At 65.5% G+C, this 24,967-nt stretch carries 18 protein-coding genes; 7 read left to right on the top strand and 11 right to left on the bottom strand.

The window, feature by feature from the left end; translation table 11 throughout:
* Positions 1 to 88: 88 nt before the first annotated feature.
* From tldD to NFH98_RS12540, 7 genes are all read right to left on the bottom strand, one after another.
* The gene (gene tldD / locus NFH98_RS12510; protein WP_222569747.1) at positions 89 to 1,540 is read right to left on the bottom strand and encodes a metalloprotease TldD; all 1,452 of its coding nucleotides are present in this window, start codon (positions 1,538 to 1,540) and stop codon (positions 89 to 91) included.
* Complete coding sequence (locus NFH98_RS12515) at positions 1,537 to 5,463, bottom strand: YhdP family phospholipid transporter (protein ID WP_349622791.1); 3,927 nt, start codon at positions 5,461 to 5,463, stop codon at positions 1,537 to 1,539. Before NFH98_RS12515 ends, tldD begins: the two co-directional genes overlap by 4 nt.
* 4 nt (positions 5,464 to 5,467) lie before the next feature.
* Positions 5,468 to 6,931: a ribonuclease G gene (gene rng / locus NFH98_RS12520; RefSeq protein ID WP_045993056.1), complete on the bottom strand. Its 1,464-nt coding sequence runs from the start codon at positions 6,929 to 6,931 to the stop codon at positions 5,468 to 5,470.
* A 189-nt stretch (positions 6,932 to 7,120) separates the two neighbouring features.
* Complete coding sequence (locus NFH98_RS12525) at positions 7,121 to 7,771, bottom strand: Maf family protein (RefSeq protein WP_349622792.1); 651 nt, start codon at positions 7,769 to 7,771, stop codon at positions 7,121 to 7,123.
* A 46-nt stretch (positions 7,772 to 7,817) separates the two neighbouring features.
* Positions 7,818 to 8,306 (bottom strand): rod shape-determining protein MreD, encoded by a 489-nt coding sequence (gene mreD, locus NFH98_RS12530; protein ID WP_045993054.1) that lies wholly within the window; start codon positions 8,304 to 8,306, stop codon positions 7,818 to 7,820.
* Entirely contained in the window at positions 8,306 to 9,202 is an 897-nt protein-coding gene (gene mreC, locus NFH98_RS12535) for a rod shape-determining protein MreC (RefSeq protein WP_045993053.1), read from the bottom strand. Before mreC ends, mreD begins: the two co-directional genes overlap by 1 nt.
* 77 nt (positions 9,203 to 9,279) lie before the next feature.
* Positions 9,280 to 10,317, bottom strand: a complete 1,038-nt coding sequence (locus NFH98_RS12540) for a rod shape-determining protein (RefSeq protein WP_045993052.1) — start codon at positions 10,315 to 10,317, stop codon at positions 9,280 to 9,282.
* Between the two features lie 177 nt (positions 10,318 to 10,494).
* Between NFH98_RS12540 and gatC the strand changes: the two genes are divergently transcribed.
* From gatC to NFH98_RS12560, 4 genes are all read left to right on the top strand, one after another.
* On the top strand, positions 10,495 to 10,782 hold the full coding sequence (gene gatC / locus NFH98_RS12545; RefSeq protein WP_045993051.1) for an Asp-tRNA(Asn)/Glu-tRNA(Gln) amidotransferase subunit GatC: 288 nt from the start codon (positions 10,495 to 10,497) through the stop codon (positions 10,780 to 10,782).
* Between the two features lie 54 nt (positions 10,783 to 10,836).
* Positions 10,837 to 12,297, top strand: a complete 1,461-nt coding sequence (gene gatA / locus NFH98_RS12550; RefSeq protein ID WP_108448980.1) for an Asp-tRNA(Asn)/Glu-tRNA(Gln) amidotransferase subunit GatA — start codon at positions 10,837 to 10,839, stop codon at positions 12,295 to 12,297.
* Positions 12,297 to 13,751: an Asp-tRNA(Asn)/Glu-tRNA(Gln) amidotransferase subunit GatB gene (gene gatB / locus NFH98_RS12555; protein ID WP_124803774.1), complete on the top strand. Its 1,455-nt coding sequence runs from the start codon at positions 12,297 to 12,299 to the stop codon at positions 13,749 to 13,751. The genes gatA and gatB overlap by 1 nt, the downstream gene beginning before the upstream one ends.
* A gap of 73 nt (positions 13,752 to 13,824) precedes the next feature.
* Positions 13,825 to 14,376, top strand: coding sequence for a cupin domain-containing protein (locus NFH98_RS12560; protein WP_045993048.1), 552 nt, complete (start codon positions 13,825 to 13,827; stop codon positions 14,374 to 14,376).
* Positions 14,377 to 14,633: 257 nt separating this feature from the next.
* On the opposite strand, the gene NFH98_RS12565 is transcribed toward NFH98_RS12560, so the two are convergent.
* Entirely contained in the window at positions 14,634 to 16,130 is a 1,497-nt protein-coding gene (locus tag NFH98_RS12565) for an aldehyde dehydrogenase (RefSeq protein ID WP_349622793.1), read from the bottom strand.
* Positions 16,127 to 17,530: an aspartate aminotransferase family protein gene (locus NFH98_RS12570; RefSeq protein ID WP_349622794.1), complete on the bottom strand. Its 1,404-nt coding sequence runs from the start codon at positions 17,528 to 17,530 to the stop codon at positions 16,127 to 16,129. Before NFH98_RS12570 ends, NFH98_RS12565 begins: the two co-directional genes overlap by 4 nt.
* 307 nt (positions 17,531 to 17,837) lie before the next feature.
* Between NFH98_RS12570 and NFH98_RS12575 the strand changes: the two genes are divergently transcribed.
* Positions 17,838 to 19,751: a Na+/H+ antiporter NhaC family protein gene (locus NFH98_RS12575; RefSeq protein WP_349622795.1), complete on the top strand. Its 1,914-nt coding sequence runs from the start codon at positions 17,838 to 17,840 to the stop codon at positions 19,749 to 19,751.
* Positions 19,752 to 20,012: 261 nt separating this feature from the next.
* On the opposite strand, the gene NFH98_RS12580 is transcribed toward NFH98_RS12575, so the two are convergent.
* Positions 20,013 to 20,354, bottom strand: a complete 342-nt coding sequence (locus tag NFH98_RS12580; protein ID WP_213227258.1) for a hypothetical protein — start codon at positions 20,352 to 20,354, stop codon at positions 20,013 to 20,015.
* 374 nt (positions 20,355 to 20,728) lie between these two features.
* Positions 20,729 to 21,469, bottom strand: a complete 741-nt coding sequence (locus NFH98_RS12585; RefSeq protein WP_213227260.1) for a gamma-glutamyl-gamma-aminobutyrate hydrolase family protein — start codon at positions 21,467 to 21,469, stop codon at positions 20,729 to 20,731.
* 249 nt (positions 21,470 to 21,718) lie between these two features.
* Here NFH98_RS12585 and NFH98_RS12590 point away from each other — a divergent pair, with 249 nt between their 5' ends.
* The gene (locus NFH98_RS12590; protein WP_108448974.1) at positions 21,719 to 23,095 is read left to right on the top strand and encodes a glutamine synthetase family protein; all 1,377 of its coding nucleotides are present in this window, start codon (positions 21,719 to 21,721) and stop codon (positions 23,093 to 23,095) included.
* 364 nt (positions 23,096 to 23,459) lie between these two features.
* Positions 23,460 to 24,953: a Na+/H+ antiporter NhaC family protein gene (locus NFH98_RS12595; RefSeq protein WP_213227262.1), complete on the top strand. Its 1,494-nt coding sequence runs from the start codon at positions 23,460 to 23,462 to the stop codon at positions 24,951 to 24,953.
* The last annotated feature ends 14 nt before the right edge of the window (positions 24,954 to 24,967 follow it).

A 24,967-nucleotide genomic window follows, 5' to 3' on the forward strand; every position in this document is an offset into this window, starting at 1 on the left:
GACAGCGCCTGGGTCCTGCAGGCTCCGCCTTGGCGCCGACACCTCTGTCGGCGCCGCCTTGTCGCTCAGCCAGCTTGCCTCGGCTGTATCAGGATTGGGTGCCACCCACGGTCAACTCGTCGAGCTTGAGGGTCGGCTGACCGACGCCCACCGGCACCCCCTGTCCTTCCTTGCCGCACACCCCGATACCGGTGTCCAGCTCCATGTCGTGGCCGATCATCGAGACCTGGCCCATCGCTTCGGGGCCGTTGCCGATCAGCGTCGCCCCCTTGACCGGCGCGGTGATCCGACCGTCCTCGATCAGGTAGGCTTCACTCGCCGAGAACACGAACTTGCCCGAGGTGATGTCCACCTGGCCGCCGCCGAAGCTGACCGCGTAAAGCCCGCGCGAGACGCTCTTGATGATGTCCTGGGGGTCGTCCATGCCGGCGCGCATGTAGGTATTGGTCATGCGCGGCATCGGCATATGGGCGAAGGATTCGCGACGGGCGTTACCGGTGGGCGCCATGCCCATCAGGCGGGCGTTCAGCTTGTCCTGCATGTAGCCGGTAAGGATGCCGTCCTCGATCAGGGTGGTGCATTGGCTGGGGGTGCCCTCGTCGTCCACCGACATCGAACCACGGCGATCCATCAGGGTGCCGTCGTCGACCACGGTAACGCCGGGCGACGCCACTCGCTCGCCGATACGGCCGGCGAAGGCCGAGCTGCCCTTGCGATTGAAGTCACCCTCGAGGCCATGGCCCACCGCCTCGTGCAGCAGGATGCCGGGCCAGCCGGCCCCCAGTACCACCGGCATCTGTCCGGCGGGGGCATCGGTCGCCTCCAGGTTGACCAGCGCCTGACGCACCGCTTCCTTGGCGTAGGTCTCGGCGACGCCTTCGTCGCGCAGCCTCGCCATGGGGTAGCGGCCGCCACCACCGGCACTGCCGCGTTCACGCCGGCCGTTCTTGACCGCGATGACACTGACATTGAGCCTCACCAGCGGGCGCACGTCGGCGGCGACGGTGCCGTCACTGGCGCTGACCAGTACCACTTCGTAGACGCCGGACAGCGAGGCGCTGACCTGGGACACGCTGGGATCGGCAGCCCGGGCCACCCGGTCGGCCAGCTTGAGCATGGCGACCTTGTCTTCGGCCGACAGCCCTGACAGCGGGTCGATGCCCGCGTAGCGCGGCTCGGCACTGACCTGGATGCGTGGCGCCTGGGTCAGGGTGGCGCCGCTGCGCACGATGCCCGAAGCGGTGCGGCCCGTCTCGGCCAGGGCATCGGCGTTGATCTGGTTGGAGTAGGCGAAGCCGGTCTTCTCGCCGGCCATGGCGCGCACCCCGACGCCACCGTCGATGTTGTAGCTGGCTTCCTTGACCTCGCCGTCCTCCAGCACCCAGCCCTCCTGCCAGGTCCGCTGAAAGTACAGATCGGCGTAGTCGATGCCAGGGCCCAGAGCGTGCCGGAGACCCGTGTCGAGACCGCCGAGATCGAGGCCTCCCGGGGTCAACAGGGTGGCCACGGCCTCATCGAAGGATGCAGCTTGAGATGTCATTGAGCACTTTCCAGAGTGATCCGGGGCGAGGTCCAGGGACCCTGCACCAGATAGTGAATTCGCGTCACCCGGTCGATGACGTCGCCGAACAGCTTGTCGGCCACAAACAGGGCACCGCCCACGACGGGCGCCCCTACGGCCACGGCTGCCAGCGGCAGGTTGTTGCTGACCGGCACGGTCACGCCGAGCATCAGGTCGAGCTGACGTCGCGCCAGGTCGGCGGAGCCGTCCAGGGTAAAGTCGGTGGCGGGGCCATCGATACGAATCGGCCCTTCGGTTTCCAACACTCCACCATACAGGGTCGCGGCACCACTGACACGGTCGAAGGCGGTACCCTCACCGGTGACGTCCGAGAAATCCAGACGCAGGCGCCGCAGCAGGTTGTCGACGTTGAGCAGTCCCACCACCTTGGCCGAGGGCGAGCTGATATTGGCAAAGGTCCCGTCGACCATATCGACGTTCAGGCTACCGCGTGATCGGGCCAGCGCAAACTGCCAGGGGGCCCCCGGCCAGGCCAGCTGACTGTCCACGTCGAGTCTTTCGGCGCGTACCGCCACGTCCTGCCCGAGCGCCGCCAGCGCGGTCCCGGGATCACCCCCGGTGAGCGCCAGTCGCGAGCGCGTCAGGCTGGCCTGACTACCGGAGGCCTCCCATACCAGCGACCCCTCTGCCGTGACCTCGCCCAGGGTGAGGGATACCGGCTCGACCGACAGCCGATCACTGCTGGAACGCCATGCGCCGTTGAAGGGCCCGACCCGATTGCCCTGGTACACGATATCGTCGATGGTGAGACGCCCGTCGGGCAGCTCGCGCACTCGCTGCGGGAAGGCCGCAGGCGCGCTGGCGACCTCAAGTTCACCGAACAGCGAGCCGGACTCGGCACCCTGAACCGCCGTTTGCCCGCTCTCGGGAATCAAGCTGTCCAGCACCAGTCGATCGAGATCGAGCACCAGTGGCTGTGCAACACCCGGGCGGTAGGTCACCTGGCCGTCGACCAGGCTTCCGCCAAGCGCCGCCTGCCACTGCCTGGCGCCTCGGCTGAAGCGGGGACTGGCGTCGATGGTCAGCGTGCCCAGACAACGATCGCCGTCGCTCAGGCAGTCGGTGCGGGCCTCCAGGCGTGACAGTCCCGCCCCGCCGCCGCCACTGGAGCCGCCTTCCGGCATGGCACCGGCCAGTGGTTTCAGGGCGTCGGCCCAGGCGCCCAGATCGAGTCGCTGCAGATAGGCCAGCACCGACCAGCCCGGCTCACCGGGCCAAGCGCCAGGTGCCGCCCGACCGACCCACAGCTGACCCTGGCTGCCGCCGGGCCCGGCGGCGCGCCAACGGGCGCCGACATCGCGCCCGTACTGGCCGCTCAACACCGGAGAATCGCCGAGGCTCAGGTCCAGCTTGAGCGGTACCGTCTGGGAGGCACGCTTGCCCAGCGGTGCCGGTAGTGCGATCGACAGCCCCTCCAGGGTGCTTTCCAGCGACAGACGCTGGGCATCGAGCTCAAGCCGGCCTTGCCAGGGGAAGGAGCCCGACAGCAGTACCCCAGGCTCGAGCCCCGCCCAGTCCAGCAGCGCCGGCGCATCGGCGCGTCCGGACAGCGCCACGCTATCGTTGCGGCCCTGAAGGTCGGCCGCCACGCTACCACCGAGCACCTGGCCCTCAAGACGACCGGACAATCCACCTTCTTCGCCCTGCTGGGACCAGGTCAGGGGGCCGCTGACGTTCTCGAACTCGAGCTCGGTGCCCTGATGCACGACCCTCGACGCCCGGGCGTCGGCCTCGACCTTCAGGTCCAGGGCGTCCGGGTCGGCCATCGGCAGCGACAGCGACAACTGGCCAGTCACACTACCCTCGCCGCGCCAGTTACTGGCAGCCTCGGCGCCCTCCACCGGCATCTCTTCGAGAAATGCCAGCAACTGCGTCAGCGACGCCGACAGCGGCCCTTCGACGCTGAGGACCTCGTCGGCCAGTTTGACGCTGGCGCCTTCGGTCTTCACGCCCTGGCTCTCGGCATGGTCGACGCGCGCCTCCAGACTGTCATCCTCGACGGACAGGTGGCCGCTGACGTTGCTAAGCGCCGGCCAGCCTTCGGCGTAGGGCACCCGCCCCTCGACGATATCCAGATCCAGGCTGAGACTGCTGTCGAGCTTCTCGCTGTCGAGGTCGTCCTGCTCACGCAGCGGCACGTGCAGGCGCAGCTGCCCCTGGGGCACCCGTCCGGCCAGACCACTGGCCAGCCAGTCCGCGAGTTCGGCGTCCACATCGTTGCGCAACAGCGGCATCGGCAACCACTCGCTCAAGGCGATATCCCGGGCGTTGACGTCGCGCATGTCCAGCTCAAGACCGAAGCCCCCGCGACGATCGGCGGCGATGGCCAGACCAAAGCCCCCTTCCACCTCGGCGTCGCGCCAGCCGACCTTGAGGTCGCGTCCACTGACAAAGCTGCGCGGCCCGTCGTAGGACCAGATCACCTCGCCGGTGGCGTAGTCGAGCTGCATGGGGGCGGCAAACAGCTCAGGGAAATGCATCGATGCCTGGCCAGCGTCGACGAAGTCCACTCGACCACGGGTGCCGTCGGCTTCCACCCAGACATCCAGCGGGCCGCCGCCGGGCGCACTCTCCCAGGGGTCGACCTCGACCCCCAGCGCGCTGACCCGGGCACGCCATTCGTCATCGAGCCTGCCAAAGCCCAGCCCGGTCACCTGACCGCGGGGCTTCAAGGCGTCCACCGCCCGGGCCAGGCCCTCAGGCAGGCGCAGACGCTCGCGCCACTGCGCCAGTGCACCCAGCTCGAAGCCGCTGGCGTTGGCCCACCAGCCGTTTTCGCGGCTTTCCACGTGCCAGTACTGGGGCAAGGCGCCACCTTCCGGCGCGGTTTCGCCGTCGTCTCCGGTCCAGCTCACGTCTTCGGCGTCACCCTCGAACCAGGCCTCCCAGTCATCGACGTCGCGTCTCAGCCACTGACCGCGCAATTCGGCCCCGTTGAGCACGATGCCACCAGGCGAGCCCTCGCCCATCTCCTGGGCGACCGCTGTCGCCATCTCGTCGCGCTGATTGAGCGCCAGGCGCGGTGCCAGCACATCGAGGCGCACATCCGCCAGGCGCCCATTGTCCCAGCGCGCCCAGACGGTGGCGTCCCCGCTGGCCTCATCGAAACGCAGCACGTCCTCGATGCCGATCAGTCGTGACAAGCCGGTCAGGCTGTCGAGCTGCATGGTGCCCTGCAGGGCGGCGCTGAAATTGCTCGCCTCGCGACTGCCCGGCGTCAAGGCCATGACGATCTCCATGGCCTCGGCGTCGCGATCCTCGATGAATACCTCACCCTCGATATGGGTGCGCATCTCATCGCCGGTCATCAACAGCCGCGGCGCATGCAGGGTGGTCACCTCGCGGCGCCCGTGCAGCACCACGCGCAGGTCATCGACCCAGGCACGCTGGCGCAGCATGACGCCGACCCAGAAGTCCAGACGCTCGAGGTCAAACTGCCCTTCGGGCATCAGTTCGGGGGGGATACGCGCCGGCTGTGGCCACAGCCAACGACGTTCGCGGTCCTGATAAAGATGGAGGGTGACGCCCTGGAAGTGGGCCTTGTCGACCACCGGCAGCCCCTCGTCGAGGCTCGCCAGGGTGTCCAGGCGCACTTCACCGCGCTCGACCTGCAACAACGGATAGCTGCCCGTGGCGTCTTCGGCCTCGAGTCGCAGCCCGTCAAGGGTCAAGCCGGGGTCGAGGCCATGCAGACTGCCTTCGAGACTCACCAGATGGGTCTCCGCCTCGAAGCGTGACGCTATCATCTCGACCAGTCGATCCTCGAGGCGATCGACCTGGCCCAGCGACACGCGCAGCACCAGCGACAGCAGCGCGGCCATCGCCAGCACTACCGCCACCAGCGTCAACAACCAGCGAGTCAGCAGGCGGATCGGCCTCATCGGATCACATCAGCACGATGTCGTACTGCTCCTGGGAATAGTGGGTCTCGACCTGAAAACGAATGGTCTTGCCGATAAATTCCTCGAGATCGGCGACCGCGGCCGACTCCTCGTCGAGCAGTCGGTCCACCACCGCCTGGGAGGCCAGCACCGCGTAGGTTTCGGCATTGTAGGCGCGCTCTTCACGCAGGATCTCGCGAAAGATCTCGTAGCACACCGATTCTGGCGTCTTGAGGGTGCCCCTGCCCTGGCAGGAGGGACACGGCTCGCACAGGGTCTGCTCGAGGCTTTCACGGGTGCGCTTGCGGGTCAGCTGTACCAGCCCGAGCTCAGTGACGCCGGTGCATTTGGTCTTGGCGTGATCCCGTTCCAGCGACTTCTCGAGCATCCTCAGCACCTGGCGCTGGTGCTCGGTGTCCACCATATCGATGAAGTCGATGATGATGATGCCGCCGAGATTGCGCAGACGCAGTTGACGGGCGATGGCGGTGGCCGCTTCGAGGTTGGTCTTGAAGATGGTTTCTTCGAGGTTGCGGTGACCAACGTAAGCGCCGGTGTTGACGTCGATGGTGGTCATCGCCTCGGTGGGGTCGATCACCAGATAGCCGCCGGACTTGAGCTGGACCTTGCGCGCCAGCGCCTTCTGGATCTCGTCCTCGACGCTGTACAGATCGAAGATCGGTCGCTCGCCGGCGTAATGTTCGATGCGTCCCACCGCCGAGGGCATGAACTCCTCGGCGAACTCGACCAGCTTGACGTGGTTTTCGCGGGAGTCGATGCGCACCTTCTCGATATCGTCGCGCATGACGTCGCGCAGGGTGCGCATGAACAACGGCAGATCGTCGTAGATGACGCTGGGCGCCGGCGCGGTCAGCCGGCGTTCGCTGACCTTGCGCCACAGCCGCAGCAGGAAGTGCATGTCGGCGACCATCTCCTCGAGCGTCACGCCCTCGGCGGCGGTGCGCACGATAAAGCCACCGGAGACCTCGATCTGCTGCTCGGCCGCGGCTTCCTCGACCAGACCGCGCAGGCGCTCGCGCTCGGTCTCGTCCTCGATGCGTTGGGACACGCCGTTATGAGGCGAGTCCGGCATGTACACCAGGTAGCGCGACGGTACCGACAAGTGGGTGGTCAGGCGAGCGCCCTTGGAGCCGATGGGGTCCTTGGTGACCTGAACCACCAGCGACTGGCCTTCATGCAAGAGCTGCGAGATGGACGGCTGGTCATCACCGTTGGCGCTGTGCTCACCGACATCGTGGGCGTGAATGAAGGCTGCACGAGACAGGCCAATATCGACAAAGGCCGCCTGCATGCCGGGCAGTACCCTCACCACCTTGCCCTGGTAGATATTGCCGACGATGCCACGACGCCTGGCCCTCTCTATGAAGGCCTCCTGCAGCACGCCGTTCTCCACCACGGCCACGCGGGTTTCCATGGGCGTCAGGTTGATGAGTACTTCACCACTCATTCGGCAGTCCTTGTCCTTTGATGTCTCGCGCCATTATGACATAGCCGCTGGCGGTTGCGATGGCGCTGGCGCCGGACCTCCCGTCCGGCTCGACTGAAGCAGCACACGCCTGCCGGTGGCCCAGCGGGTGGCTCGCCGTCTCGTCGAGCGGCGGCGCCACTACACCTTCACGCCACCCTCACGACACCGTCAAAATAAAGCGCCGTTCCACACAGGCACGCGCTGTCGGCGCAGCAGGCTCGCCGTCTCGTAGAGCGGCAGCCCCACCACCGCGGAATAGCTGCCTTCGACGCGCTCGACGAAGATCGAGGCGAGCCCCTGGATGGCGTAACCGCCTGCCTTGTCGGCAGGCTCACCGGTGCGCCAGTAGTTGCGAATCTCGTCGTCCTGGAGCTCACGCATCAGCACATCGCTGACGACCGTTGCCTCGAGCACCCCGGCGGGTCCGCTGACCGCCACCGAGGTCATCACCTGATGCCAGCGCCCGGACAGCGAGCGCAGCATGACAAAGGCGTCCTCGGCGTCGACAGGCTTGCCGAGAATCTCGCCGTCGCGCACTACCGACGTGTCGGAGCCCAGCACCGGCAAGTCGAGGCCCGTCTCACGCCTGGACCTGGACTCAGACCCAGTCTCGGCTTCTGCCCCAGCCACGGCCTTGGCCCGGGCCAGGCGGGCGACGTAATCCCGGGCCGCTTCACCAGGATGCGGCGTCTCGTCGATATCCACCGGCGCGATCTCCACCGCCACACCGATGCTCGCCAGCAGCTCACGCCGCCGGGGCGAGGCAGAGGCCAGGCGCAGCACCGGGGAATTCACATCAGCATCGAGGGGCTCACTCATTGCTTGCGTCTCCAACGCTTTCGTGGGGGCTCAGGTCATGAGGGATTCAGGTCTTGGCGGAACGCCGGCCGATGGCCTTGAACAGGGTCGCCAGCCAAGGCCACAGCGCCGCCCCGATCAACGATGGCATCAGAAACGACAGGTGCATGGAAAACGGGCCGAACAGGGTACGCAGCCACTGTTCCACCAACTGCACCAGTCCCAGCAGGACGAAGATCAGCACCGCCTGCTGGAGCAGCGAGTAGGTCCTGAAGCGGGGATATACCAGCGCCGAGAGGAAGGCCAGCAACGACAGCGTCAGCGCGCTCTGCCCGAGCGGCGCCCCTTCGATGAGGTCCAGCAGCAGGCCCAGCACGAAACCATGAAAGACGCCCACCCGGTCGGGCTGTGCCATGCACCAGTACAACAGCATCAGGCCCAGCCAGTCGGGCCGCCAGACCTGCCAGCCGTCGGCCATGGGCATGACCTGCAGACACAGCGCCAGAGACAGGGTCAACCATACCCACACCAGGCTGACGCGAGGGGTAGCGGCCATCAGTCGTCCTCCTCGTCTTGCTCGGGGGGCGTCAACAGCTCACCCAGGCGGCGGGCTGCCTCGACGGCCTCGGGGTCCAGCTCCGGGTGCCAGCGTCCTCGCGAGACGTCGAGCGCAGGCTCCGGCGGAAACAGCAGAAGGAAGTGACGCGAGCGCTGCAACTGGGCGACGGGAGCGGCGCTGACCGTGGCGAAGGGCTCGCCAGGATCGTGACTGACGTCGCTGACCCTGGCCACCGGATAACCCGCAGGAAAGCGTCCGGCCAGGCCGGAGCTCATCAGCAGGTCACCGACGCGAATGTCGGCGGTATCCGGCACGTGCAGCACCTTCAGCGCGTCGTAGCTGCCGGTACCCTGGATGATGAAGCGAAGCCCGTTGCGATTGACCTGGATCGGCAAGGCGTGACTGGCATCGGTAAGCATCAGCACGCGGCTCGAGTAGGCCGAAAGCTCACTGACCTGACCGGCGATACCGGAGGAGTCCATCACCGGCTGGCCGACATAGACGCCATCGCGGCGGCCACGATCGATCACCATCTGGTGGGTGAAGGGGTCGGGATCCAGCGACAGCAGTTCGGCGGTGAGGTAAGGCACCTCGTGATCCCGGGCGGCGTCGAGCAGCTCGCGCAGGCGCACGTTCTCGGCGGTCAGGCTAGCCATGCGCTGTACCCGATGGGACAGGGTCAGCAGCTGCTCGCGCAGTCGCGCGTTCTCTTCCACCAGCGAGCGTTGCTCGGACAGCGCCAGGGCGCCCCAGTTGAGCACGTCACTGGGCAGACTGACGGCCCACTGGATCGGCGCCACCAGCGTCGACAACTGGGCACGCACCGATTCCATTCGGGTGAAGTGGGTATCGACAAACATCAGCCCGCCCGCGAGCACCGCACACAACAGCATGCGGTACCCGGGCACGGAGCCATGCGAGAACAGCGGTTTGATAGGCCGACTCCCTGGAGGTCCTGGGCCAGACGTCGTCAGTCGCTGGAGAGCAGCTCGAAGGTGTGCTGATCGATCATCTCCAGCGCCTTGCCGCCACCACGTGCCACGCAAGTGAGCGGGTCATCGGCGACCACCACCGGCAGGCCGGTCTCCTCGGCGATCAGCTTGTCCAGATCACGCAGCAGCGCGCCACCACCGGTCAGCACCAGGCCGCGCTCGGCGATGTCTGATGCAAGCTCGGGCGGTGACTGTTCCAGGGCGCTCTTGACCGCCGACACGATGGAGCCAAGCGGCTCCTGCAGGGCGTCGAGGATCTCGTGGGAATTGAGGGTGAAGCTGCGCGGAATGCCTTCGGCCAGGTTGCGACCGCGCACGTCGATTTCGCGCAGCTCGCCGCCCGGATAGGCACAGCCGATCTCTTCCTTGATGCGCTCGGCGGTGGCTTCGCCGATCAGGCTGCCATAGTGGCGCCGTACATAGGAACTGATGGCCTCGTCGAAACGATCGCCGCCGATGCGGATGGACTCGGAATAGACCACGCCATTGAGCGAGATGATGGCGATCTCGGAGGTACCACCACCGATGTCGACAACCATCGAACCCTGCGCCTCTTCCACCGGCAGCCCGGCCCCGATGGCCGCGGCCATGGGTTCCTCGATCAGGAAGACTTCACGGGCACCGGCGCCCTCGGCGGACTCCTTGATGGCGCGACGCTCGACCTGCGTGGACATGCAGGGAACGCACACCAGGACTCGGGGGCTCGGCGTCAGGAAGGTGCTCTGATGCACCTTGCGGATAAAGTACTGGAGCATCTGCTCGGTCACGGTGAAGTCGGCGATGACGCCGTCCTTCATCGGACGAATGGCGGTGATGTTTCCGGGGGTGCGGCCCAGCATGCGCTTGGCATCGGCGCCGACCGCAGCAACGCTGCGCATGTTGCCGGACTGCCGAATCGCGACCACGGAGGGTTCATCCAGGACGATCCCGCGATGACGCACATAGATGAGCGTATTGGCCGTCCCCAGGTCGATCGACAGATCGCTGGAAAACACACCTCGTAAACGTTTGAACATGGATAAAGATACCTAGTGCAGACCGGAAACCCTGTGCGGACGCAAACGGTATCACTGACCCCCCCTAGCGGCAAGCGTGATGCGCGTCTCCCTTGACCGGCAAGACCTGCCCGACGACGCGCGAATGTGGTACCTTCTGCGGTCATTTCATGGACCCCTTCCGTCGAGGAATTGATCATGGCGCTTGAACACGCCGAGGTCCTCCGTGCCGCTCACCTGGCCCGGATCGACCTTTCTGAGAATGACGCAGCCCACTATCACGACGATCTCGGCCGAATCCTGGAGATGGTCGATCAGCTCCAGGCGCTCGACACCGAAGGCGTCGCCCCGCTGGCTCACCCCCTCGATGCCACCCAGCGCCTGCGCGCCGACGAGGTCACCGAGAACGACCAGCGCGAGCACTTCCAGCGCTGCGCTCCCCAGGTCGAGAATGGCCTGTACCTGGTGCCGCGGGTCGTCGAGTGACCCCGCGCCCCACCCTTCTCGACATTGGATTCACGCATACAGGGAGCCAGGCCCATGCATGACAGGACACTGACCGAGATCAGCCAGGCGCTCGACGCCGGCGAGATCTCCAGTCGCGAGCTGACCCAGGATCTGCTCGGACGCATCGACCGCCTCGACGGCACACTCAACAGCTTCGTCAGCGTCACCGCCGACCAGGCTCTCGAGGCCGCCGAGGCCGCCGACCAGGCCCGCGCCCGCGGCGAAGCCGGCCGCCTGACCGGCGTGCCGCTGGCACTCAAGGACATCTTCTGCACCCAGGGGGTCAAGACCAGCTGCGGCTCGAAGATGCTCGACAACTTCGTCGCCCCCTACGACGCCACCGTGGTGGAAAAGCTCAAGGCCGCCGGCACGGTCAGCCTGGGCAAGACCAACATGGACGAATTCGCCATGGGCTCCTCCAACGAGTCGAGCTTCTATGGCCCGGTCAAGAACCCCTGGGATCTTGACGCCGTCCCCGGCGGCTCCTCCGGCGGCAGCGCCGCCGCTGTCGCCGCGGGCCTGGTGCCGGCGGCGCTGGGTACCGATACCGGCGGCTCGATCCGCCAGCCGGCAGCCTTCTGCGGCATCACCGGGCTCAAGCCGACCTATGGCCGGGTCTCGCGCTACGGCATGATCGCCTACGCCTCGAGCCTCGATCAGGGCGGCCCCATGGCCCGCAGCGCCGAAGACTGCGCCCACCTGCTCAACGTCATCGCCGGCCATGACGTGCGCGACTCCACCAGCGTGGCCCGCGGTGTTCCCGACTACACCGAGGAGCTCAGCGCGCCGCTGTCCGGCCTCAAGATCGGCCTGCCCAAGGAATACTTCGGCGACGGCCTCGATGCCGGCGTCAACCAGGCCATCGGCGAAGCGATCAAGGTCTACGAATCGCTCGGCGCCAGCGTGCGCGAGGTCAGCCTGCCCCACACCGCCTACGCCATCCCGGCCTACTACGTGATCGCACCGGCGGAGGCCTCCTCCAACCTGTCGCGCTACGACGGCGTGCGCTTCGGCCATCGCTGCGACAACCCCGAAGACCTCATCGATCTGTACAAGCGCTCCCGCGCGGAGGGCTTCGGCGAGGAGGTCAAGCGACGCATCCTGATCGGCACCCACACCCTGTCCGAAGGCTTCTTCGACGCCTACTACAAGAAGGCCCAGCAGGTTCGCCGACTGATTCGACAGGACTTCCTCGACGCCTTCGAAGAGGTCGATGTGCTGATGGGCCCCGCCGCGCCGACCCCGGCCTTCGACCTGGGCGCCCAGAAGGACCCGGTCTCGATGTACCTGCAGGACATCTACACCATCGCCGTCAACCTGGCGGGCATCCCCGGCATCAGCGTTCCGGCGGGCTTCGCCGGCAAGCGTCCGGTGGGCCTGCAGGTCCTCGGCACCCACTTCGCCGAGACCCGTCTGCTCAACGTGGCTCACCAGTTCCAGCAGGCCACCGACTGGCATTTGAAGCGTCCCGAGATGTCCGAGGAGAACTCCTGATGCAGTGGGAAACCGTCATTGGTCTCGAGGTGCACGTCCAGCTCGCGACCCGCTCCAAGATCTTTTCCGGCTCCTCCACCGCCTTCGGTGCCGAGCCCAACACCCAGGCCAATGCCGTTGATCTGGGCCTGCCCGGCGTGCTGCCCGTGCTCAACGAGCAGGCGGTGGCGATGGCGTTGAAATTCGGCCTCGGCATCCACGCCGAGATCCCCGAGGTATCGGTGTTCGATCGCAAGAACTACTTCTACGCCGACCTGCCCAAGGGCTATCAGACCAGCCAGATGTACCATCCCATCGTCGGCGCCGGCGAAGTGGAGATCTGCCTGGAGGACGGCGAGAACAAGATCATCCGGGTGCACCACGCCCACCTCGAGGAAGACGCCGGCAAGTCGCTGCACGAAGACTTCCACGGCATGACCGGCATCGACCTGAACCGTGCCGGCACGCCGCTGCTGGAGATCGTCTCGGAGCCGGACATGCGCTCGGCCAAGGAGGCGGCGGCCTACCTCAAGGCGATCCACTCCATCGTCACCTATCTCGGCATCTCCGACGGCAACATGGCCGAAGGCTCGATGCGCTGTGACGTCAACGTCTCGGTCAGACCCAAGGGACAGCAGGAATTCGGCACCCGCGCCGAGATCAAGAACGTCAACTCCTTCCGCTTCGTCGAGCGCGCCATCGCCTACGAGGTCGAGCGTCAGATCGAGCTGATCGAGGACGGCGGCAAGGTGGTGCAGGAAACCCGCCTTTACGACCCCGAGGCCGACGAGACCCGCAGCATGCGGACCAAGGAAGAAGCCAACGACTACCGCTACTTCCCCTGCCCCGACCTGCTGCCGGTGGTGCTCGACTGCGCCTACGTCGAGCACCTGCGCGAGAGTCTTCCCGAGCTGCCCGCCGAGAAGCGTGCGCGCTTCCAGAGCGAGCTGGGACTGTCCGCCTACGACGCCGGGGTGCTGTCGGCCAGCCGCGAGATGGCCGAGTACTTCGAGCAGGTCAAGGACATCTGTGGCGACGCCAAGCAGGCCGCCAACTGGGTCCAGGGCGAGCTATCCGGCGCGCTCAACCGTGACGGACTGGACATCTCCGACAGCCCGGTCAGCGCCGAGCAGCTCGGCGGCCTGGTCAAGCGAGTGATCGACTCGACCATCAACGGCAAGGCCGCCAAGCAGGTGTTCCAGGCGCTGTGGAACGGTGAAGGCGAAAGCGCCGACGCCATCATCGAGGCCAAGGGCCTGAAGCAGGTCACCGACACCGGCGCCATCGAGGCCATGGTCGACCAGGTGATCAGCGACAGTCCGGCCCAGGTGGCCCAGTACCGTGACGCCGAGCCCGACAAGCGCGGCAAGATGATCGGCTACTTCGTCGGCCAGGTGATGAAGGCCTCACGCGGCACCGCCAACCCCCAGCAGGTCAACGCCCTGCTCAAGGAAAAGCTCGACGCCCTGTGCTGATGGGCGCTACGGCGACCACCGGCGATGGCAGCGCCATCGCCGGCTTCCACTGGCTTTACCCAAGGAACCCGCGATGTCGGACGATGTCGGTACCCGCCTGAGGGCCCTGCGAAACCTGCGCAACATCTCCCAGCGCGAGCTGGCCAAGCGCTGCGGGGTGACCCATTCCAGCCTGTCGCTGATCGAACAGGGCAAGGTCAGCCCCTCGGTCAGCTCGCTGAAAAAGATCCTCGACGCCATCCCGATGAGCGTCGGCGACTTCTTCACCATGGATCTGGAGAGCAAGAACCAGGTGTTCTACAGCGCCGACGAACTGACCGACATGGGCAGCGGCGACGTGGTGTTCAAGCTGGTGGGCGCCAACCGCGAGTCACGCGCCCTGTCGTTTCTGATCGAGACCTACCCCCCGGGTACCGATACCGGCCGCGAGATGATCACCCACCAGGGCGAGGAAGCCGGGGTGGTGCTCGAGGGCGAGATCGAGATCACCATCGGTGCCGAGACCCGGGTACTTGGCGCCGGCGAGGCGTACTACTTCGACACCAATGTGCCCCACCGCTTTCGCAACCCTAGCGAGACCCTCTGTCGGCTAGTCAGCTGCACCACCCCGGCGCGAGCCTTCTAGCGAGCGGCGAATACCGTGACGTCGGCTCAAAGGCGCCCCAAGGCAAGGTCTCCGCAACCCCGGCGCCTACCCAGTGCCTGCCGGCTGGTCAGCTGCACCACCCCAGCGCGAGCCTTCTAGTAGCGTCGCTCGGACACTGACAGCCCCCTACCCTTCGGCACTGCCCGCCCTGCAAACCACAAAAAAGGCCACGCAAGGCGTGGCCAATCAGGGAGTCATCTCCCATCAGTGCGCGTTGATGACATCGGACCGGGAGTCTAGTTCAAGGCGATCCAGACGCTCTTGAGTTCGGTGTATTCGGCCAGCGAGTGGTGCGACTTGTCGCGGCCATTGCCGGACTGCTTGACCCCGCCGAAGGGCACGCTCTGGTCCCCGCCTGCCCAGTTGTTGACGAATACCTGGCCCGACTGCAGACGACGACTGACCCGCATGATGCGGTCGACGTCCTGACTCCACACCCCGGCGGCCAGCCCATAGACCGAGTCGTTGGCCAGGGCGATGGCCTGCTCTTCGCTGTCGAAGCCGAACACCGACAGCACCGGGCCAAAGATCTCTTCACGCCCGATCGTCATGTCCTCGGTGACACCGTCGAACACCGTCGGCTGGATGAACAGCCCCGGCCCGCCGAGCGCCGCGCCGCCGGCACGCAGCCGTCCGCCTTCTTCCTGCCCCTGGCGAATGAACTCGAGGATGCGACGGTGCTGGGTCGCATCGACAATCGCCCCCATGAAGCTCGACGGGTCCAGCGGATCCCCCGGCTGCATCGACTCGGCCGCCGCCAGCAGGTGCTCGATAAAGGCCTCGCGCACACTGTTCTCGACCAGCAGTCGCGAACCGGCGATACACACCTCCCCCTGGTTATGGAAGATCGCCTCGGCGGCGTGGTGCGCCACCTGGGCGAGATTCCTGCAGTCGGCGAACACCAGATTGGGGCTCTTGCCACCGCACTCCAGATAGACCCGCTTGAGGTTGGACTGCCCGGCGTACTGCATCAGCTGCTTGCCGACCGCGGTGGAGCCGGTGAAGGCCAGACAGTCGACGTCCATCGACAGCGCCAGCGCCTTGCCCACGGTGTGACCATAGCCCGGCAACACCTGCAGCACGCCGCGTGGCAGGCCGGCCTCCTGGGCCAGAGCAGCCAGACGAAGCGCCGACAGTGGCGACTTCTCCGATGGCTTGAGGATGACGCTATTGCCGGCGGCCAGGGCCGGTGCGATCTTCCAGGCGGTCATCATCATCGGGAAGTTCCAGGGCACGATGGACGCCACCACCCCGATCGGCTCGCGCAGCACCAGCGCGAGCGCCTCTTCGCCGGTGGGCGCGACCTCGCCGTAGAGCTTGTCGATGGACTCGGCCTGGTGACGCATCGCACCGATGGCGCCGGCCATGTCGCCCAGCGCGCTGGTGATCGGCTTGCCCATGTCCAGGGTGTCGAGCAGCGCCAACTCGTCGCGGTGGGCCTCCATCAGCTCGGCCAGCCGCAGCAGCACCCGCTTGCGCCGGGTCGGCGCCAGGCGCGACCATTCACCACCATCGAAGGCGCGCCGGGCGTGGGCAACCGCCAGCTCGGCATCGGCCTGATCACAGCTTGCGACCCGCGCCAGTACTTCCCCCGTGGCGGGGTTGATGGTCTCGAAGGTCTCGCCGCTGGCGGCGTCGACGAAGCGATCATCGATATAGGCGCGGTCTTCCAGCCGCGCTGTCAGGGTGTCGGCCAGGGCCTGCCAGCCGGCCTTGTCGAGGGGACGATTCATGCATCAGCCTCCTCGGCGGCGGTGATCTTGACGCCCTGGGCGGTCAGCCGGCGCAGCGTCTCGTCCAGCGCCTCCCGGGCCAGACGCACCAGTTCGTCGATTTCATCGTGGCTGATCACCAGGGGCGGTGAAATGACCATGGTGTCTCCCACCGAGCGCATCACCAGGCCTGTCTCGAAGCAGATATCGCGACACAGGTTGCCCACCGCCAGCGCCTTGTCGAAGCGCTTGCCGCTGTCCTTGTCAGCGACGATCTCCAGGGCGCCGATCAGACCCAGCGAGCGCGCCTCGCCGATCAGCGGGTGGGACTCCAGGGACTTCCAGCGCGTCGCCAGGTAGGGCCCCAGATCATCACGCACCCGCTCGACCACGCCTTCGGCCTGCATCAACTCAAGGTTCTTGAGCGCTACCGCGGCGCACACCGGATGCCCCGAGTAGGTGAAGCCGTGGTAGAACTCGCCGCCCTCGTCGATCAGGGTGTCGGCGACACGATCACCGACCAGCACCCCACCGATCGGCAGGTAGCCGGAGGACAGCCCCTTGGCGATCGGCATCAGGTCGGGCTTGAGGTCGTAGTGGACGCTGCCGAACCACTCGCCCAGACGCCCGAAACCACAGATCACCTCGTCGACCACCAGCAGGATCTGGTGGCGCTCGAGCACCTCCTTGATCGCCGGCCAGTAGCTGTCCGGGGGAATGATGGCGCCGCCGGCACCCTGTACCGGCTCGGCGATAAAGGCCGCGACCTTGTCGGACCCCAGCTCCTGGATACGCGCCTCCAGCGCCTCGGCGCAGGCACGACCGAAGGCCTCCGGGGTCTGATCACGCCCTTCGCCGAACCAGTAAGGCTGACGGATGTGGGTGATACCCGGCACACAGGGACCACCCTGTTCATGCATCGGCGCCATGCCGCCCAGGCTCATGCCGGCCACGGTGGAGCCGTGATAGCCGTTTTCGCGACCGATGATCCACTGCTTGTCTGGCTGGCCCTTGAGCGCCCAGTAGCGACGCACCATCCGCAGCACGGTGTCGTTGGCCTCGGAGCCGGAACCGGTGAAGAACACCCGGTTCATGTGCGCCGGTGCCAGTCGACACAGGGTCTCGGCAAGCTCCACCGCCGGTGGGTGGGTGGTCTTGAAGAAATTGTTGTAGTACGGCAGCTGGGTGAGCTGCTCGCTGGCGGCGTCCACCAGCTCCTGACGCCCATAGCCGAGGTTGACGCACCAGAGCCCCGCCATGCCATCGAGGATGCGATGCCCATCCGCGTCCTGGATGTAGACCCCCTCGGCGTCAACGATGATACGACTGCCTTCCTCCCCGAGCGCCTTGAAGTCGGTGAAGGGGTGCAGATGATGTTCGCGATCGAGCTCTTTGAGCCGTGCGGCGCCTGGCGAGGTCATGGCCAAGTCTCCCGATATTAGTGAGTTGCTTTGTTATGGTTTACTCAACATAACCACCCTTCTCGTGAAAGCCAAGCCCAGCGCAGCATTTCCTTAGAAAAAAACCATAAGTCACTGATTATTAGTCTACGACCATCGTACAATGTCGATATTTTTTATTTTTAGCCACAAAAAAAATTGACAACCAACGGCCAAACGACCAACTTTCATTGACGCCAAACGGCGCTCTCCACACCTTCCAACAACAACCGGGGCCACCATGAAACCACCATGTCCTTCGCCGACGGGCCGGCGAAAAACCCGATGCGTGCCTTTGCTCTTGCTGTCGCTCTTGCTGCTGTGGGCGAGCCTTTCCACCGTCCAGGCAGCACCCCAGCTGACCGGCCCGGACATCCTGCTCGAAGGGGTCGCGACCGACGTCCAGGCCAGCGGGCTTGATCCCGACCGCCCCTGGCACATCGACGACGGCACTCGCCGCCATCCGCTCGAGGTCGACGCCGACGGGGTCGCGACGCTCAGCCTGACCGTCACCGACGGCCCTCGCACCCTGTCGCTTTACGACGCCTCCGACACCCCCGCCGCCACCCTCGAACTCGACCCTGTTCCCGCCTGGCTCTCGCTGCTGCCTGCCCTGACCGCCATCACCCTGGCGCTGGCCTTCCGCCAGGTCATCCTGGCGCTGTTTGCCGGGCTATTGCTCGGCGGCTGGGTGCTCCACGGCATGAACGCCGGCGCCCTGCTCGGCGCCTTCGGTGACTCGGTCAACGTCCACGTGCTGTCCGCCGCCAGCGACAGCGACCATATGTCGATCGTGCTGTTCTGCCTGCTGATCGGTGGCATGGTCGGCATCATCTCGCGCAACGGTGGCACCCGCGGCATCGCCGAGCGCATCGCGCGAGTGATCCGTGGACGACGCCAGGCGCAGAATTCCACCGCGCTTTTGGGTCTGGCCATCTTCTTCGACGACTACGCCAATGCCCTGATCGTCGGCAACACCATGCGCCATATCACCGACCGCTTGAGGATCTCACGAGCCAAGCTGGCCTACCTGGTGGACAGTACCGCCGCACCGGTGTCCGCGATCATGCTGGTGACCACCTGGATCGGCTTTCAGGTCGGGCTGATCAGCGAGGCGATGGATGCCATCGACGACTGGAACGAGTCCGCCTACTCGGTGTTCGTCAACGCCATTCCCTACAACGCCTATCCGATCCTGGCGCTCGCCTTCGTCTTCCTGGTGGCCTGGAGCGGTCGTGACTTCGGCCCCATGCTCACCGCCGAGCGCAAGGCACTGTCCGAGCCCGGCGCCCGCCAGGCAATGAGCAGCCGGGAAGCCATCGTCGAGGAAGCCGACATCCCCACCAAGGAAGGCATTCCGACCCGGGCGCTGAACGCGGTGATACCGATGATCGTGCTGGTGGCGATCACCCTGGGCGGGATCTACGCCACCGGTCTCGCTGCCCTCGGCGGCGGTGACCATCAACTGCGCGACATCTTCGGCGAGGGCGACTCCTTCAGCGCCATGATGTGGGGTTCGCTCGCGGCCTGCGTGACGGCGGTGATCATGACCCAGGTGCAACGACTGATGAGCATGACCGAAACCGCCCACTACTGGTTCGAGGGCGTCAAGTCGATGCTGCTGCCCATCACCATCCTGATGATGGCCTGGGCACTGGCGAGCGTGAACGAGGACCTGCACACCAGTGACTTTCTGGTCACGGTGCTGGGCGATAGCCTGTCACCGCAGTGGATGCCGGCGGTGATCTTCGGCCTGGCCGGCTTCACCGCCTTCGCCACCGGTTCGTCATGGGGTGTCATGGGCATCATGATGCCGCTGGTGGTACCGCTGGCCTGGGCCGTACTCGAGCACAATGGCATGGCCGGCACCGCCGAAGGCATGCCGCTGCTGTACGCCTCGGTGGCGGGAGTACTGGCCGGCGCGGTGTGGGGCGATCATTGCTCGCCGCTGGCCGAGACCACCCTGCTTGCGGCCATGGCCAGCGGCTGTGATCTGATCGACCACGTCAGGACGCAGCTGCCCTACGCCATGCTGGTCGGCATCGTGGCGCTGCTGTTCGGCGCACTCGGCACCGGTTTCGGCCTGCCTTGGTGGCTGGGCCTGGCGGGAGGCGTCGCCACCCTGACCGCGGTGCTGTTCACCCTGGGCCAGCGCGCGACCGCGGCAACGAAGGTAGCGACGGCCAGCGACGCCAGCGCCTGAGCGCCTCCGGGCGCTGGCGAGCCAGCGCCCGCTCCGTCTAGCGTGCCGACTTCCGCTATCACCACCATCCCAACGACAGCGCCGCCCTCCTGGGGCGGCGCTTTCGTTGGGACGACTTGAGGTGTTGTGGCGACTTCAGGTGTTGTGACGACGTTGCGAAAGGGTGCCAGCACGACGTGGTGACCCTGTGACTACGGCACCGCTGTCATCTGCTGAGTGATGGGTCGCCAGGAGGCCTGGGTCGATGACCCCGTCGCAGGCTTACTCCTGCTCTTTCATCATCTCCTGACGTTTTTCGGTGGCGGCCGCACTGCCTTCGAGCAGTTCGGCGTTGTAGCCATCCATCTTGCCCTCGGCATTGCCCGGATCCGAGGAGCCCTCGAGCATTTCCTGACGCTTCTCGGTAGCCGCGGCGGATCCTTCCAGCAAGGTCTCGTTGGTCTGATCCATCATGCCTTCACCGGGCTGAGAACTGGCCGCCTGCTCTTCCATTTCCTGGCGATGCTCATCCTGGGCACTAGACTCCGCCAGGGCCGTCGCCGCGCCCAGAGACAGCAGCGAACCCGCAAGCATCAGCATCAAAGACGAACGCTTGATCACCATGGTCTTCTCCTTCGATTCCTTGAGAGGGGGCATCCAACTGCGAGCATCAGGGGCGATCCTCACCGTTTGAGCATAGAAGGATCTCTATGCCTGTCGAGGCAGCGGACAGCTTTTCCCCACCGACAGTGGTAAGTCGGCACAGTATTCATCGAAGCAGGCAGAACTCAGCGTCAAACACACCGCCTGGCTGACGTCATTGCCCAACTCGGCACGACGCCGACGCCCAGGACATTAGGCGCTGTCCGAAAAGTCGACGAGCGAAGGTTAGACAAGGCAAAAATCGGTGAGAAAGCGCAGTTTACGGGGTGTAAATGAGCATTTTGATCCGATTTTTAACGCCGTATTACCGAGTGCAGGCACTTTTCAGACAAGCCCTAGTGCGTCGCACAGGCAGCAGCAAAGCCCTTGAAGATGGCGTCATACAGCGGATGGGACTGGGGCTCCCACTCCGGATGCCACTGCACCGCCAGGGTGAACCCCGGCGCGTCAGCCACCGAGATGGCCTCCACCAGCCCGTCCGGCGCCAGCGCTTCGACGCGCAGCCCCTCACCGAGTCGATCGACACCCTGCTGATGCAGCGAGTTGACCCGCGCGCTGGCCTCGGGGTAAAGCGCGGCCAGACGGCCGCCGGGCTGAATCTTGAGGTCGTGTACCGGCGCATACTGCTCGGCCTTTTCACCCTCCGGCTCGCGGTGATCGAGCCGCCCCGGCACCCGCTGCACCGCCTGGTGCAGGCTGCCGCCGAAGGCCACGTTGAGCTCCTGAAATCCTCGACAGATGCCCAGGAGCGGCAATTGCTGCTCCAGCGCCAGCGGCACCCAGCTCATGGCGGCGGCGTCGCGATCCACGTCGTCCCGGGTATTCTCCGGTTCGCGTTCGGCACCGTAGCGCTCGGGCAGTACGTTGGTGTAGCTGCCGGTCAGCACCAGGCCATCGAGGCGCGCCAGCAGCGCCCGGGCATCTTCCTGGCCCTGCCCTTGCCACACCGGCAGCATGATCGGTTCAAGACCGTAGTCACGCAGGGCGCGCAGATACTTGTCGGTCACCATGTGGGCCGGGTGACCCTCCACCTCTCGACGGCAGGCGATGACGCCAACCAGCGGACGAATGTTCATCGAACTCCTCGCAGCTCTATCCGTTGTTATGGTTTCCTCAACATACCTTGGTCGGATTTTCTTGCCAAGCCCGGCGCCGGAAATCTTGACAGAAAGGCTAACAAATATCTGTTTTTACTGACTTACATAAAATAAAAGACCACTCGACACCTCGCCAGACTCCTCACCTCTACGCGTAAATAATTTGACACCATGGCCCGGTCAGCGAAACACTAGCCACATCACAACGAACCAACAAAAGGTGACAGCATGGGCACCCCCAGCGTCGACGAAGCTCGCGACTTTCTGGCCCGACATCCCGAGGTCGACAGCGTAGACCTGCTGATCAGCGACATGAACGGCGTGCTGCGCGGCAAGCGCATCCCCCGTGACAACCTCGAAAAGGCCTACGCAAGCGGCATCCAGCTCCCCGGCTCGGTGTTCGCCCTCGACATCACCGGCAATACCGTCGAGGAAACCGGGCTGGGACTCGACATCGGCGATCGCGATCAGGTCTGCCGTCCCATTCCCGGCACCCTGATGGTCACACCCTGGCAGCGCAAGGGACGCCAGGCGCAACTGCTGATGAACATGCGCGACGACCAGGACGGCCCCTTCTTCGCCGATCCCCGCAACGTGCTGGCGCGCCAGGTCGAGCGGCTGGCCGAGCGCGGCCTCAAGGCGGTGGTCGCGCTGGAGCTCGAATTCTATCTGGTCGATCGCCAACGCGACGAGATGGGTATGGCCCAGCCCTGCCGTTCCCCGGCCAGCGGCGAGCGGGCGAGCGATAGCCAGCTATATTCGATCAACGAACTCGACGAGTACGCCGACTTCCTCGAGGAGGTGCACGCCGCCGCCCAGCTACAGCAACTGCCTCTGGACACCGCGCTCAAGGAATGCGCCCCGGGGCAGTTCGAGATCAACCTGATCCACGGCGATGACGTGATGAAGGCCTGCGACAGCGCGGTGCTGCTCAAGCGCCTGATCAAGGGCGTGGCATTGCGCCACGGCTTCGAGGCCACCTTCATGGCCAAGCTCTACGGCGGCGAGGCCGGCAACGGCATGCACGTCCACATGAGCCTGATCGACGAAAGCGGCGACAATGTCTTCGCCGACAGCGATGGCGATCCGCTGGGAACCCCTGCCTTGCGTCATGCCATCGGTGGCCTGATGGAGCTGATGCCTGCTTCGATGGCGCTGTTCGCGCCCAATCTGAACTCCTTCCGACGTTTCCAGCCCGGCCTCTATGTGCCGATGACGCCGACCTGGGGCTACGATAACCGCTCGGTGGCACTGCGGATCCCCTCTGGAGCCAACGCCGCCCGCCGGGTAGAACATCGAGTAGCCGGAGCCGATGCCAACCCCTATCTGCTGCTGGCCACCCTGCTGGCCTCGGTCTGTCACGGTCTGGATACCGCTGTCTCGCCGGGGGAGCCCGTCACTGGTAACGCCTACCGCCAGTACGAGCCCACCCTGACCAACAGCTGGTCAAAAGCCCTCGACCTGCTGGAGCAAAGCGAACCGCTCGGAGAAGCCTTCGGCCAGGCGTTTCTCAAGGTGTTTCTGGCCAACCGTCGCGCCGAGCGCGAACTGGCCATGCAAAGCGTCAGTCGCCTGGAGTACGACTGGTACCTGCGCCACGTCTGAGCGCGGGAAATCACGACGCTATCGCCCCGGACTCCCGTACCGGGCGGGGACGCCCTGTGCGCTCGCCCGGCACGAACGCAAGACCGCAAGACCGCAAGACCGCAAGACCACAAGACCACTGGGCCCCGTCCGAAAAGTCGACGAGCGAAGATTAGACAAGGCAAAAATCGGTGAGACAGCGCAGTTTACTAGCAGTAAATGAGCATGTTGATCCGGTTTTTAACGCCGTATTACCGAGCGCAGGCACTTTTCAGACACGCCCTGAGCCACACCCGATATAACTCACAGCAATCACGGGTACTCCCCTCATGACAACCACAACGCCCCTTGTCATCGATCCAGGCCTCGCACTGGAGGTGACGCCATGACCCAGACCAACGCACCGTCCACCCATCCCTTCGCCCCCGGCAAGCCCAGCCAGAAGGGCAAGGGTCGCACCTTTGCCATGGTCGCAGGACTTATTGCCCTGGTGGCCGGCCTGACCTTCCACCACGAAGCCGGCACCCCCTTCGGCTGGATCAGCCTGGTGCCTTCGCTTATCGTGCTGGTGGTGGCGATTGCCACCCACAGGACCCTGGAGGCCCTGGCAATCGGCGCGCTGTCCGGGCTTATCCTGATCGAGCCGAGCGACTATATCGGTGCCCTGGCCGACGTCTCGCTGTCGGTCATGATGAACGAGACCATCGCCTGGCTGATCCTGGTATGCGGCCTGATGGGTGGCTTTATCGCCATGCTCGAGAAGTCCGGCTGCACCCTGAGCTTCAGCCACTTCATGAGTCGCCTGGTCAAGACCCGCCGTCAGTCACTGCTGTGCACTGCGGTACTGGGACTCTTGATCTTCATCGACGACTACCTCAATGCGCTGGCGACCTCGGCGGCGATGAAGCGGTTGACCGACCGTTTCGGCGTATCGCGGGAAAAGCTTGCCTATATCGTCGACTCCACCGCCGCCCCGATCTGCGTCCTGGTGCCGATCTCGACCTGGGCGGTGTACTTTGCCGAGCTGCTGGAAACCAACGGCGCCACCGATGGCCCAGGCATGTGGCTGTACATCCAGTCGATTCCCTACATGCTGTATGGCTGGGTCGCCATGGGCCTGGTCTTTCTGGTGGCCATGAGCATCGTGCCGGATCTTGGCCCGATGAAGACCGCCGAGGCCCGCGCCCGCGCCGGCCAGACGATTCCCGACGGCGCCCCGGATGAGCCGCTTGGCGACGACACCCCGCGTGGCAACCCCTGGCTTGGCCTGTTCAACTTCGTCGCCCCGATGGCGGTACTGATCGGCGCCAGCGCCTACTTCGAGATCGACCTGCTCAAGGGCGTCATCGCCGCCACCCTGTTCACCATCGTGCTGTTCCTGGTGCAGCGCCTGTCCACCTTCTCGAGCCTGATGGACTCGATCATGGACGGCTTTCGCACCATGATGCTGCCGCTGGCCATCGTCGCCGTTGGCTTCGTGCTCAAGGAGGTCAACGACCAGCTTGGCATGACCCAGTTCATGATCGACTCCCTGGCGCCCTACATCACCCCGGCGCTGCTGCCGGCCATCGTCTTTATCTCCATGGCGGTGGTGGTGTTCGCCACCGGATCGTCCTGGGGCGTGTTCGTGATCTCGATCCCCATCGTGATCCCGATGGCCGCCCATATGGAGGTGTCGATGCCACTGGTGGTGGGCGCCCTGCTGTCGGCCTCGAGCTTCGGTAGCCACGCCTGCTTCTTCTCGGACTCCTCGGTACTGTCATCCCAGGGCAGCGGCGTCCTGCCGATGCAGCACGCCCTGACCCAGCTGCCCTACACCCTGATCGGGGCAACCGTCACCAGCCTCGGCTTCGTGGCGCTGGGCTACGCGCTGGTGTAACGAAACCGGGAGCG

The sequence above is a fragment of the Halomonas sp. H33-56 genome (assembly GCF_040147035.1).
Classification (GTDB): Bacteria; Pseudomonadota; Gammaproteobacteria; order Pseudomonadales; family Halomonadaceae; genus Halomonas; species Halomonas litopenaei.

Bases quoted from the DNA above. Each gene is read 5' to 3' on its own strand.
- tldD (WP_222569747.1), bottom strand. From the start codon at position 1,540: ATGACATCTCAAGCTGCATCCTTCGATGAGGCCGTGGCCACCCTGTTG.
- NFH98_RS12515 (WP_349622791.1), bottom strand. From the start codon at position 5,463: ATGAGGCCGATCCGCCTGCTGACTCGCTGGTTGTTGACGCTGGTGGCG.
- rng (WP_045993056.1), bottom strand. From the start codon at position 6,931: ATGAGTGGTGAAGTACTCATCAACCTGACGCCCATGGAAACCCGCGTG.
- NFH98_RS12525 (WP_349622792.1), bottom strand. From the start codon at position 7,771: ATGAGTGAGCCCCTCGATGCTGATGTGAATTCCCCGGTGCTGCGCCTG.
- mreD (WP_045993054.1), bottom strand. From the start codon at position 8,306: ATGGCCGCTACCCCTCGCGTCAGCCTGGTGTGGGTATGGTTGACCCTG.
- mreC (WP_045993053.1), bottom strand. From the start codon at position 9,202: ATGCTGTTGTGTGCGGTGCTCGCGGGCGGGCTGATGTTTGTCGATACC.
- NFH98_RS12540 (WP_045993052.1), bottom strand. From the start codon at position 10,317: ATGTTCAAACGTTTACGAGGTGTGTTTTCCAGCGATCTGTCGATCGAC.
- gatC (WP_045993051.1), top strand. From the start codon at position 10,495: ATGGCGCTTGAACACGCCGAGGTCCTCCGTGCCGCTCACCTGGCCCGG.
- gatA (WP_108448980.1), top strand. From the start codon at position 10,837: ATGCATGACAGGACACTGACCGAGATCAGCCAGGCGCTCGACGCCGGC.
- gatB (WP_124803774.1), top strand. From the start codon at position 12,297: ATGCAGTGGGAAACCGTCATTGGTCTCGAGGTGCACGTCCAGCTCGCG.
- NFH98_RS12560 (WP_045993048.1), top strand. From the start codon at position 13,825: ATGTCGGACGATGTCGGTACCCGCCTGAGGGCCCTGCGAAACCTGCGC.
- NFH98_RS12565 (WP_349622793.1), bottom strand. From the start codon at position 16,130: ATGAATCGTCCCCTCGACAAGGCCGGCTGGCAGGCCCTGGCCGACACC.
- NFH98_RS12570 (WP_349622794.1), bottom strand. From the start codon at position 17,530: ATGACCTCGCCAGGCGCCGCACGGCTCAAAGAGCTCGATCGCGAACAT.
- NFH98_RS12580 (WP_213227258.1), bottom strand. From the start codon at position 20,354: ATGGTGATCAAGCGTTCGTCTTTGATGCTGATGCTTGCGGGTTCGCTG.
- NFH98_RS12585 (WP_213227260.1), bottom strand. From the start codon at position 21,469: ATGAACATTCGTCCGCTGGTTGGCGTCATCGCCTGCCGTCGAGAGGTG.
- NFH98_RS12590 (WP_108448974.1), top strand. From the start codon at position 21,719: ATGGGCACCCCCAGCGTCGACGAAGCTCGCGACTTTCTGGCCCGACAT.
- NFH98_RS12595 (WP_213227262.1), top strand. From the start codon at position 23,460: ATGACCCAGACCAACGCACCGTCCACCCATCCCTTCGCCCCCGGCAAG.